The sequence below is a fragment of the Methylophaga sp. genome (genome assembly GCF_965655755.1).
Classification (GTDB): domain Bacteria; phylum Pseudomonadota; class Gammaproteobacteria; order Nitrosococcales; family Methylophagaceae; genus Methylophaga.
In genome coordinates, this window is the sequence record NZ_CBFHHW010000004.1 from 103508 (window position 1) to 115479 (window position 11972).

The window sequence follows — 11972 nt, forward strand, 5'->3', positions numbered from 1 at the left end:
TGCCCTGAAAAAGTCTATCATCCCATCCAGCATAAGCACGTTGCTGTAATTGAGTAGACCAAGAATAAAAGAAAAAATTTGAGCGTAGCGACAACGCGACATCTATATTTTGATTAACATGCGTTTCCACTACGAATATACAAGGATAGATATATGAACTACGAGAGCAATGTAATGGTTAGGAGTGCTGTAGCCAGTTCATTCACGGTTTCGTTAGTTTTTTCGACACTGATACCCATTTAAATGAAATCGTTTTTAGCCATTATCTTATTATTAGCTTCTACGCTAAGCCAAGCTGTTGCGAGTTCAGTTTATATTGTTCTTTCTGAAGACAGTAAACTTTATCAACAAGCTGCCCAAGAAATTCAATTTGAGTTAAGCCATCAGCGTTTTGATAACAACCTCATTATCACCTCAACTCAGGCTCTGGATGAAAAGGCTATTGGACCAGATGACCTTATTGTTACATTAGGTCCGCAAGCGGCCTCAATTTCACATTATTCATATTCACAAAATACGCACATATTTACGTTTATTGACAGAACACAAATTCCGTCTGACATTGATTTTCAATGGGCCGCAATCGTGCTTGACCAACCACTGCAGCGTTTAATTGCTGTCGCTGAAAGCATTGTTACAGATCGGTATCGTAACAAGATTATCGTCGCTGTCTCTGAAAACAATCAGCTAGCACAAGAAGAAATTACAGCAATAAGAAGTTATGCAGGTGTTGAGTTAGAAGTCGTGGTTGTCGATGAGCAAACTGAGCCCGCAAAAATAATTGACGAGGCGTTAATGAATGCTGGGGCACTACTCGCAATCAGAGACGACAAAGTATGGTCTGGTGACAACGCAAAATGGATGTTATACAAAAGTTTTAAACTCAATGTACCTGTTATCGGTTACTCCCAACGTTTCCTGAGAGCAGGTGCTTTAGTCGCTGCGTACAGCACTTTGTCACAAAATGCACAAAAGACCGCTCAAATGATCATTGAATGGAATAAATGGAACTCACTCACTGAAGAAGGTATCGTTTACCCTGATTACCAGATTGGCTTTAATGAAAGTATAGCTCGCGCATTGAAAATCAGGATTCCAGAAACACTACCAACTGATGTTCGTAACTAAGCTCAAAACCCAGTTACTACTTATTACTATCGTACCGCTACTACTAACCATTGTAGTGGTGACTTTTTTTATTCTATTCGAAGTACTCGACAGCATCGAAACGGAAGTGATGAAGCGAGGCACCAATATTGCCAGTCAAGCCTCCATTATGTCGGAATTCCCATTTTATACTGGTGATCTTGACGCACTGGAAAATGTGGCAGATCTTATGATGAGAACGCATAATCTAGCCTACATCAGGTTCATTGATTCAACGGGACAAATGCTTATTCATAAGAAGGCATTTGAACAAATTAGTGGACTTCGCGAGTTCAGCGTTACTGTTCATGCGGAAACCCCTAACCTGGATGACTTTTCTGCCAATGAAGTGACTAAAAGATCTGAAAAAGCCTTGGGGACAATTGAGATTGGTTTAAACAATCAAGGTGCTGATGCACAACGTTTTCAAGCGTATATAAAAGTTCTGGGAATCGCAATTGTAGCCTTGTTAATAGGTAGTCTGTTCGTGCTTGTATTTAGCCGAAAATTGACGAATGCAATCAGCTCACTTATCAACACAGCCCACCGTTTAGAACAACGAGACTTTAGTGCTCGCTCGCAAGAAAATGGTTCGGGTGAACTATTAAATTTCCAGACGACATTCAACAAGATGGTTGATTCATTACAACAAAACGACGCTGATCTTCAGAAGAAAATCAGTGAGGCCACAGCATCTCTCAACTATACCGTCAGTCAATTATCAGAAAAAAATAAGGCCCTGGCAGAGCAACGGCAAGAGACCATAAACCTCGAACGAAGTAAAGCAATCCTTGAAGAACGAGAACGGATCATGCGCGATATGCATGATGGAATTGGTGGGCAGTTAGTCGCTTCATTGGCTTTGTTAGAGAAAGAGGAAGACTCTGAGATTAAACACGATATATTTGGTGTCTTAACAGATTGCTTGAACGATCTTCGTCTGATTATTCATTCGTTGAGCATGCAAAACAGTGTGTTATCTTCATTACTTGCCGACTTTAAATATCGAACCAGTCGTAAACTGGAACAACTCGGTATTGAGTTAGATTGGCATGTCAACGATGAGGCTGAAAGCTTCAATATCAAGCCTCAGACAGGTCTGCATCTACTGAGAATTTTGCAAGAAGCTTTTACTAATATTTTGAAACATGCAAACGCTGACTCGATTCAGTTCATCGCTGAGCCAGTGAAGGACGGCTTTCAGATTATTATTCAGGATAATGGTCGATTTGATATGAATAACACTAATGAACAAGGCCACGGTATTAGCAATATGAAAACCCGAGCACAAAAGATCGGGGGTAGTCTCTTTATTGAAAATCCATCCTCTGGCGGCTGCCGAGTCATTCTGAACATACCAATATGACCCCCCTATATAAGGGGTAACCACTTCAGTTCACCCAGATGTAATCTGTGCTTAACATAGAATTTGATGATGTAGTTCTTTCACAACTACAAAATTAGATGTTATGTTTCCCTTTACGCCCTCATTAGCCGTCGCCTATGAGGGCTTTTTTTTGGATTCTATCTGCTCAGATAATGGGCATCTCGTCTGGTACAGCGGTATCTGTCGCTGGGTCTAAATCCGAATGGAACGCTAATAGACTATCAGCAACTTCCTCAGGTTTATTAAAACGCGCGATATGGAATAAAGCTTCACCTTCGTTTACCAATGGAATATTGGTTCTGCCAATAATAATACCTGAGCTCGATGCGAACACCTCTGTTTCAGATTGATCTTTGCCATAAGGTGCAGCCACCATTCCCAATAAATCACCTTTACTGACACTAGCGCCCATCGGAGCCAACATTCTGAATATGCCACTTTGAGGCGCACGAACCCAACCACTTGAGCGTGCAACGAATGGCTCCTGTTTTTTTCTACGAACGCGGCTGGCAGCTAACATACCTATTTCACGCATCACAGCCAGCACACCCTTCACACCAGCACGAATAGACATTTCATTGAAACGCAGGGCTTCGCCAGCTTCATACACAATAACCGGCACATTGGAATCCTGCGCTGCGTAACGCAGAGAACCTTCAATAAGGCTGGAGTTAACCACAACGGGTGCATTGAAAGCTTGCGCCATCATTTCAACATCTGGGTTAGCCAGGTCAGCTCTTATCTGTGGCAAATTATCACGATGAACAGCAGCAGTATGCAAATCAATGCCATGGGTGCAATGGCTGACAACTTCCGTCATAAATTGATGCCCTAATCGTGCTGCCAGTGAACCCTCGACCGAGCCTGGGAAACAGCGGTTGAGATCACGACGATCGGGCAAATAACGGGATTGATTAAGAAATCCATAGACATTGACAACTGGAATAGCAATCAATGTGCCTTTAATACCCTTGAGCGCCTTACTTTTGACCAGTCTTCGGATAATTTCAACGCCATTGATTTCATCGCCATGAACTGCCGCTGAAACAAATAAAACGGGGCCTTTCCGACGACCTCTGATGACATGTACCGGCATACTGAGTGAAGTATGCATATACAAATCGGGTAAGGGGATTTCAACAATTTTATTTTGGCCGAGATGAATTTCTTCTCCAGCGATCACTAACGGATCGGCCATAAATCAGCCTCGTCCTCGTGTCTTGGTTTTACCCATTTTGGCATTTTTTTCGATGAACTCGATGATTTGACTGGCAATATCTTTCCCCGTTGCAGCTTCAATACCTTCAAGTCCAGGAGAAGAGTTTACCTCCATCACCACTGGGCCATGGTTAGATCGGAGTAAATCAACACCACAAACATTCAACCCCATCGTTTTGGCTGCTCTTACAGCGGTAGAACGCTCCTCAGGAGTGATACGAATAAGATTGGCACTGCCGCCACGGTGTAAATTAGAGCGAAACTCACCTTCTTTGCCCTGACGTTTCATCGCAGCAATAACCTTGTCCCCCACAACCAGACAACGGATATCAGAACCACCCGCTTCTTTAATGAACTCCTGTACAAGGATGTTTGCTTTCATGCCCATGAAGGCTTCAATAACACTTTCAGCTGCCTGTTCTGTTTCTGCCAGAACCACACCAATTCCTTGCGTACCCTCAAGTAATTTGATCACTAGCGGTGCACCACCCACCATTTTGATCAAATCATCCACATCATCTGGGCGGTGAGCAAAGCCCGTTACTGGTAGACCAATACCTTTACGGGAAAGTAACTGAAGAGCTCGAAGCTTATCGCGTGAGCGGCTGATCGCCACAGACTCATTGAGCGGATAAACACTCATCATCTCAAATTGACGCAATACAGCCGTACCATAGAATGTTACCGAAGCACCTATACGTGGAATGACAGCATCGTAGCCAGTCAATATCTCACCTTTGTAATGCACTTCCGGTTTTAATGAGGTGATGTTCATGTAGCAACGCAATACATCCAATACGTGAACTTCATGCCCTTTTGCCTCTGCAGCCTCCACTAATCTCCGTGTCGAATATAACTTGGGATTGCGGGACAATATGGCTATTTTCATGAACTTTCTCCATCAAGAATTTCTTTTTTTGGCTCTGTGGCTTGCTCTGGAACAGTTTGTCCAGCTTGAAATGACAAAGCAGGGTCGACCAGAATATCACCTGCTGTCATAGCTGTTCGGCCTAATAACATCCGGAACAGCATATTATCGCGATTGGTTAGGGTGATTTCTATTGGCCATATTTTATTACCCAACTTCACATTGGTAACAATGACGAACCGTTGCTCTGTGTGTCCACCGGAGTCGGTCACATTTCGTTGGTCCAAGACTTCCGCTTCACACCACGTGACTGTTTCAATGTCATCCTGATTAGGGTGTAATGCAAAACGAACCCATTGTTTGCCATTCTTTTCGAAGGGATTGACTTCAAATGCATGAATAGCTGAAGTCCTTGCACCTGTATCAACTTTGGCTTTGATTCGGCTCACGTCTAAATCAGGAAGACTTAACCATTCACGCCAACCAACAATGGTGGTGTCTGACTTTTGTGCTTGCTTTTGTATATCCACTAAGATTAATCCAACATATTTTTATTCCAGTCTTTTACGCTGTTTTGCACATCGTTGATTTCATTATCTGCGCTGCTAATAAGACTGTTGAGGCCTGAAACAATATCATCACCGTATCGATCCGAGAGAATATTAGCGGTCATAATGACAAAAATGGCCATCACTATGACGTATAAGTGTGTGAATAGAACTCTGACCACAGGCCTCTCCTTATGTTCTGACTTTTAGTCATTATAAGTCGAGCATACCACTGAGACTGTTGCGTTTGAATAGAATCTTAAATGATGTCTTAATGTGAATTTTTACCAGTAGGTGAAGAGAGGTAGTATTCAGTCTGTCGCCCGCCTGCCTCTGCGTTCTTCATCCCGGCGTTCTCGTTTATCAAAAACATCTCTCATCACAATGCTCTCACCTCTTCGCTGAAGACCACTACTACGACGATCGTCATAATGGACATAGCCGCAACGACAGCTCTCACTCTTGGTGCAGTCAGGCAAGGGAAGTAAGGGCGCTTCAGCGACCAGAAAGACTCGATGCGAACAATCGAATGCTGCATCACAGGCATGCTGATGCGGTTTAATCCGAACAGCAGCGTAATTCATTTTGTGCACTTCATGTTCAGGTGGAACCTGTTTTTGTTTTCTGACAAAAACAAATAATGCGATACCAGTAATAAACACCAGCAGAAAAACCCACTCCATGAGCACTCTCCCTAGTAAAGCTGAACTTAACTGATAGCGTACCCTCTTTGCGCTGGCTCAGCTAGCTTAAACACGTTTTTATTTTAAGGTGAGCGATACAATAAACGGTTCATCGTAGTGATCGCATTTACCTTAATTTCTTTAGGACAAACACTTTCACATTCACGATAATTACTACAACTACCAAAGCCCTCATCTTCCATCGTTCTGAGCATTTTGGCCGGACGTTTTTTGTCCATATCACCCTGTGGCAAGGTTGATAGATGTGCCACTTTCGCCGCAACAAATAGACTCGCTGACGCGTTGGGACATATCGCCACACAAGCACCACAGCCTATACAGGTAGCAGCATCAAATGCCGCATCCGCAACATGCTTTTCAATCGGTAGCGTATTGGCTTCAGATGCTGATCCGGTTCGGATTGGGATATAGCCACCGGACTGAATAATTCGGTCAAATGAAGTTCTATCAACGATGAGATCTTTGATGACTGGAAAGGCTGTGGCACGCCATGGCTCAATCCACAACTCTTTCTCATTCTTATAATCTCGCATGTATTGTTGACACGTTGTCGTCGCACGCTGCTTTCCATGAGGGGTACCGTTGATAACAAGGTTACAGGAACCACAGATACCTTCCCGGCAGTCGAAGTCAAACGCTACCGGGTCTTCACCCTTAAGGATGAGACTCTCGTTAAGTGCATCAAGCATTTCCAGAAAAGACGAATCTTCACTGGCATCAATTTCATGCTTTTCAAAGGTCCCTTCTTTATCGGGTCCAGCTTGGCGCCATATATTCAGTTTAAAAATCATTGGTAGTTTCTTATGCTAGGTCGGACAAAATCGAAATGCAGATATTCCCGATAAAGACTCGGTTGACTCACATCGCCACTATATTGCCAGGCAGCCACGTAGGAATAATCCATATCATTACGTTGCGCTTCACCTGCTTCGGTTAAGTGCTCTTCCCTAGCATGGCAACCACAGGATTCTTCACGATCTAATGCATCCAAACACATCAATTCAGCCAGCTCAAAAAAGTCAGCGACACGGCCAGCACGTTCCAATGTCTGGTTAAGCTGTTCCGCTTCACCGGTGACCTTAATTTTCTGCCAGAATTCCTGCCGTAACTGGCCAATTTCATCAATCGCTTGTTTCAGAGTGTGTTGTTCTCGGGCCATACCACAGGCATTCCAAAGAATCTGGCCCAAACGACGATGAAAATCATCCGGTGTCACGGAGGGGGCCGGCGCATTCATTAATTGTTCAATCCGTTGCTTAGCTTCCTGTATCGCTTGATCCGCCTGAACAGCGTAATTTTCTGCTTTGATAGGTTTATGTTTTGCCAGATAGTCGGAAACGGTAGTCGGTAGAACAAAATAGCCGTCAGCCAGTCCTTGCATCAAAGCACTAGCGCCGAGTCTATTGGCGCCGTGATCAGAGAAGTTAGCCTCACCACCAGCAAATAAACCATCAATACTGGTCATTAAGTTGTAATCGACCCACAACCCGCCCATGGTGTAATGCACAGCAGGATAAATACGCATTGGCGTCTGATAAGGATTTTCGGCGGTGATTCGCTGATACATTTCAAAGAGATTTCCATATTTCTCTCTGACAGCCTCCAGTCCCTGTGATTTAATCGCGTCAGCAAAATCAAGGTAAACACCCAACTTTTTGCCATCGATCTCCGCACCGACACCACGTCCTTCATCACAGATAAGCTTTACTGCTCGCGAGGCAATATCACGCGGTACCAAATTACCAAATGCGGGATACATCCGTTCAAGAAAATAATCCCGATCCGCCTCAGGAATCGCTTCCGGATTTTTATCACAATCAGCTGCATGTTTGGGTGCCCACACTCTGCCATCGTTACGTAATGATTCGCTCATCAAGGTCAGTTTGGACTGTAATTCACCCTGCTGCGGAATACAGGTTGGATGGATCTGAGTAAAAGAAGGATTAGCAAATAATGCCCCCTTTCTGTGGGCACGCCAGATAGCTGAGGTATTACAACCTTTCGCATTGGTCGAAAGATAAAATGCATTGCTGTAACCACCGGTACAGAGCACAACACAATCAGCCAGGTGACTCTCAAGTTCACCTGTGACCAAATCACGAGTGACAATGCCAATCGCTCTGTCGCCATCCATGATGAGATCCTGCATTTCACAACGGGAACGATGTTCTACCGTGCCTGAGGCAATCTGTTGACTCATCGCCTGATACGCACCCAACAAAAGCTGTTGTCCGGTTTGTCCCCTTGCATAGAACGTTCTTGATACCTGTGCACCACCAAAAGAACGATTGGCAAGATAACCGGAATATTCACGTGCAAACGGCACACCCTGCGCCACAGCCTGATCGATGATTGAGGTACTTAATTCAGCTAATCTGAAAACATTGGATTCACGGGCACGAAAGTCACCGCCTTTGATCGTGTCATAAAACAGGCGCCAGACGCTGTCACCATCATTCTGATAGTTTTTAGCCGCATTAATGCCGCCCTGAGCCGCAATACTGTGCGCACGGCGCGGGCTGTCCTGAAAACAAAATGTTTTCACTTTATAACCCATCTCACCCATGGATGCGGCCGCAGACGCTCCTGCAAGTCCGGTTCCTACAACAATTACAGTGTATTTTTTACGATTAGCAGGACTCACCACGCGTGAATTATATTTATGCTGTTTCCAGCGATCCTGGAGTGGCCCTTTAGGTGCGTGACTATCTAATTCAAAATCGCTCATGCTACCACCCAGATATAAACTGGCACCGCAGCAAAACCGGCTGTCAGCAACAGGACGCTCGAGGAAATCACTACTGTATGCATTTTTGAACTAATCCCCAGAGTCTGCATAACATTGACCAAAGAATGCTGTAAGTGCATCGCCATAATAAAAAGACCGCCCAAATAAAATAAAAGCCAGAATGGTGATGAAAACCAGTTAACCACTGCGCCTCTAACGTCATCCGTATCGATGAGTAAACTCTGGCCTATGTGGATGACGATGAAAAGTAATAACAGCACAATGCTTAATGTTACTAATGGGGCTGGCACATGAAATTTGTCATGTTTGTGATAGCCCGAACCTCTGGCTTGACTGTTTTTGATGCGAATAGCTATCGCTGCTTTGACATGAATAAACAGACTAGCGATAACCAGCGCCAGAACAGGCCAGCGAATCCAGGCCTGATTGTAAAAATCGTAAAACGAATTAAACGCAGACGCTGAAAAAAAGCTGAGATTGCTCAGCATGTGAAAAATCAGATAGGCGGTCATCACGGTCCCCGCCAATGCCATCGAACGCTTTTGCAGTTGCAGTAATTTCATCAGCTTTCCATATCCAATCTGGCATCGTTGCTATCGGGTCGAGGTTTTAGGTTTTCACGTTCAATTGTTCTGATACAGCTATTCCAGCGCAAGGTTGCCTCGTCATTGTGTTCGGGTCTGATTTTCTCTGCCATCTGATAAAACTGTAACGCCTCAATAAAGTAGTCATACGCAAACACTCTTGCCATGCTCTGAGTTAACATAAAACGAGCCCGTCGTTCATGCAGCAGGCCGGTGTAATAATGTTGCTGATAGCGGCTTTGCAATTTAGTCACAGACTCTTCTATCGCTTTGACCTGTGTTTTTTTTCCGGCATGATGCAGTTGATCGCTCAAAGCGAGTATGTAGACAACCAGAGCCGACTGATTATCCGGTTCGATATGTAAAATATCCAGGCAGATACTTTCTGCAATTTCGGGTTCCAGCAGAGATCGATACTGACGTGCCTTATCGAGCGCAAGCTCAATAGAATCGGCATGTATATCGTGTAATGTCAGCTCCATTATTTTCCTCATCAAGAGTAAGTCTTATATAAGAGTTAGTTAAATCAATCTAATCTAATACGAATAAGTTTTCAATAGAATTTATCGAACACTACGATATATACTTCATTACATGGTGCCCAAGTCCTATTTCTGGTATCTTTTGTCGTTTTTCCAAACGGTTATTCATCGGTTCACTCATGCAAAGAAAAATTCTGGTTACCAGTGCCCTGCCCTATGCCAACGGCTCGATTCACCTTGGTCATATGGTGGAATATATCCAAACCGATATATGGGCACGCTTTCAACGAATGCGTGGTCATGAATGCCATTATGTCTGTGCCGATGATGCTCACGGTACCCCGATTATGCTTCGTGCTCAGAATGAAGGCATTTCACCGGAGCAACTCATCAGTGATGTATCTAAAGAGCATCAAGCTGATTTCGCCGACTTCGCCATCAGCTTTGACAACTACCATAGCACGCACAGTGATGAAAATAGGGCTTTAGCCAGTCAAATTTATCTGGCAAATCGCGATGCTGGTCATATTGATACACGCACTATCAGCCAGGCCTATGATCCCGAAAAAGAAATGTTCTTACCGGATCGTTTTATTCGCGGCGAATGCCCGAAGTGTGGGACAGCTGACCAATACGGCGATAACTGTGAAGCTTGTGGCGCAACCTATGATCCGACCGAATTGAAAAATCCGGTTTCTGCGGTATCCGGTGCCACTCCTATCACAAAAGAATCAGAGCATTATTTTTTCAAGTTAGGTGATTTTGAAAAGACGCTGCACGAATGGACCCATAGTGATCATCTGCAACCCGAAGTGACGCGCAAACTGAGCGAATGGTTTGAGAGTGGCTTGCAAGACTGGGATATCTCACGTGATGCGCCCTACTTTGGTTTTCAGATTCCTGATACCGATAACAAGTTTTTCTATGTCTGGATGGATGCACCGATTGGTTATCTTGCCAGCTTCAAACATTACTGTGATCGTACCGGTGTCGATTTTGACAGCTTTATGAAGCCCGGTAGTGACACCGAAATGGTGCACTTTATCGGTAAAGATATTATCTACTTTCATGCCTTGTTCTGGCCAGCCATGCTGGAAGGTGCTGGTTTCCGTCAACCAGATAACGTTTATGCACATGGTTTTTTAACCGTTGACGGTAAGAAGATGTCCAAGTCTCGTGGCACTTTCATCAAAGCACGGACGTATTTGGATAATCTTAATCCAGAATATTTGCGTTATTACTTCGCTGCCAAACTGGGCAGTGGTATTGATGATATCGATCTCAGCCTGGAAGACTTCCAGACGCGTATCAACTCAGATCTGGTTGGGAAAGTCGTCAATATCGCCAGTCGCTGTGCAGGATTTTTAACCAAACGCTTTGATGGAAAGCTTGGTTCAGAACTCAGTGAACCGGCGTTATTCAATGACTTTGTTAAACAGTCAGAAAATATTGCCAAACGTTACGAAGACCGTGAGTTTGGTCAAGCCATGCGTGAGATTATGGCTTTGGCTGACCGAGCTAACCAATACATTGATGAAATGAAGCCCTGGGTACTGGCCAAAGAAGATGGTAAAGAAGCCAAAGTGCAGGCCATCTGCACCATGGGTATTAACCTGTTCCGTGTATTGGTTGCTTACCTGAAACCAGTATTACCCAAAACCGCGGAACAGGCAGAAGCTTTTCTCAATATAGCGCCTTTGCAATGGTCCGATATTGAAACCCCACTTTTGAATCATGAAATCAATAAATTCAAACCGTTAATGACCCGCATCGAGCAGGACAAAATTGACGCGATTATTGCTGGCTCAAAAGACAGCATGGCGGATGAAGAAAAGATTGAAGAAAACGCTGCAAAAAATCAAAAAGCTGCTGATATCGAACCGATAGCGGAAGAAATCCAGTTTGATGACTTTGCCAAGATTGATTTGCGTGTCGCTAAAATCGTTAATGCCGAGCATGTTGAAGGTGCCGATAAACTTTTAAAGCTGACTTTGGATATTGGTCTGGATGAAAAGCAGGTATTCGCTGGTATTAAATCAGCCTATGCACCCGAAGACTTGATTGGCAAACTAACTGTGATGGTTGCTAACCTTGCTCCTCGCAAAATGCGGTTTGGTCTTTCTGAAGGGATGGTTTTAGCTGCTGGGCCAGGTGGTAAAGATCTGTTTATTCTCAATCCAGATGATGGTGCTCAACCAGGAATGCGTGTTAAGTGATCAGAATAACCAACCGTTAACAAGAAGTCCCTATCTTGCCACCAACTAATCTTGGTTGATGATAAATAAG

The 11972-nt window shown here is 44.1% G+C and carries 12 protein-coding genes; 3 read left to right on the forward strand and 9 right to left on the reverse strand.

All coding sequences use genetic code 11. The features are described from left to right. Positions 1-243: 243 nt before the first annotated feature. Together ACTF5U_RS02785 and ACTF5U_RS02790 are read left to right on the forward strand one after the other, a co-directional pair. Positions 244-1128, forward strand: a complete 885-nt coding sequence (locus tag ACTF5U_RS02785) for a hypothetical protein (protein ID WP_438970116.1) — start codon at positions 244-246, stop codon at positions 1126-1128. Then, complete coding sequence (locus tag ACTF5U_RS02790) at positions 1115-2512, forward strand: ATP-binding protein (protein WP_438970117.1); 1398 nt, start codon at positions 1115-1117, stop codon at positions 2510-2512. The genes ACTF5U_RS02785 and ACTF5U_RS02790 overlap by 14 nt, the downstream gene beginning before the upstream one ends. Positions 2513-2678: 166 nt before the next feature. On the opposite strand, the gene ACTF5U_RS02795 is transcribed toward ACTF5U_RS02790, so the two are convergent. From ACTF5U_RS02795 to ACTF5U_RS02835, 9 genes are all read right to left on the reverse strand, one after another. After that, entirely contained in the window at positions 2679-3731 is a 1053-nt protein-coding gene (locus tag ACTF5U_RS02795; RefSeq protein WP_438970118.1) for a succinylglutamate desuccinylase/aspartoacylase family protein, read from the reverse strand. 3 nt (positions 3732-3734) lie between these two features. Beyond that, positions 3735-4640: a 30S ribosomal protein S6--L-glutamate ligase gene (gene rimK / locus ACTF5U_RS02800; RefSeq protein WP_438970119.1), complete on the reverse strand. Its 906-nt coding sequence runs from the start codon at positions 4638-4640 to the stop codon at positions 3735-3737. Then, a complete protein-coding gene (locus ACTF5U_RS02805; RefSeq protein WP_438970120.1) occupies positions 4637-5149 on the reverse strand; it encodes an ATP-dependent zinc protease family protein in 513 nt (170 codons plus the stop codon). Before ACTF5U_RS02805 ends, rimK begins: the two co-directional genes overlap by 4 nt. Positions 5150-5154: 5 nt before the next feature. Beyond that, positions 5155-5349 (reverse strand): hypothetical protein, encoded by a 195-nt coding sequence (locus ACTF5U_RS02810; protein WP_438970121.1) that lies wholly within the window; start codon positions 5347-5349, stop codon positions 5155-5157. A gap of 129 nt (positions 5350-5478) precedes the next feature. Further along, complete coding sequence (locus ACTF5U_RS02815; RefSeq protein WP_438970122.1) at positions 5479-5850, reverse strand: hypothetical protein; 372 nt, start codon at positions 5848-5850, stop codon at positions 5479-5481. A gap of 83 nt (positions 5851-5933) precedes the next feature. After that, complete coding sequence (locus ACTF5U_RS02820; protein WP_438970123.1) at positions 5934-6662, reverse strand: succinate dehydrogenase/fumarate reductase iron-sulfur subunit; 729 nt, start codon at positions 6660-6662, stop codon at positions 5934-5936. After that, positions 6659-8599, reverse strand: a complete 1941-nt coding sequence (locus tag ACTF5U_RS02825) for a fumarate reductase/succinate dehydrogenase flavoprotein subunit (protein WP_438970124.1) — start codon at positions 8597-8599, stop codon at positions 6659-6661. The genes ACTF5U_RS02820 and ACTF5U_RS02825 overlap by 4 nt, the downstream gene beginning before the upstream one ends. Continuing rightward, positions 8596-9183 carry a succinate dehydrogenase gene (locus ACTF5U_RS02830; RefSeq protein WP_438970125.1) on the reverse strand — a complete coding sequence of 196 codons (588 nt, stop codon included), beginning with the start codon at positions 9181-9183 and terminating at the stop codon, positions 8596-8598. Before ACTF5U_RS02830 ends, ACTF5U_RS02825 begins: the two co-directional genes overlap by 4 nt. Beyond that, the gene (locus ACTF5U_RS02835) at positions 9183-9686 is read right to left on the reverse strand and encodes a hypothetical protein (protein ID WP_438970126.1); all 504 of its coding nucleotides are present in this window, start codon (positions 9684-9686) and stop codon (positions 9183-9185) included. Before ACTF5U_RS02835 ends, ACTF5U_RS02830 begins: the two co-directional genes overlap by 1 nt. A gap of 179 nt (positions 9687-9865) precedes the next feature. Here ACTF5U_RS02835 and metG point away from each other — a divergent pair, with 179 nt between their 5' ends. Further along, entirely contained in the window at positions 9866-11902 is a 2037-nt protein-coding gene (gene metG, locus ACTF5U_RS02840; RefSeq protein ID WP_438970127.1) for a methionine--tRNA ligase, read from the forward strand. Positions 11903-11972: the final 70 nt, after the last annotated feature.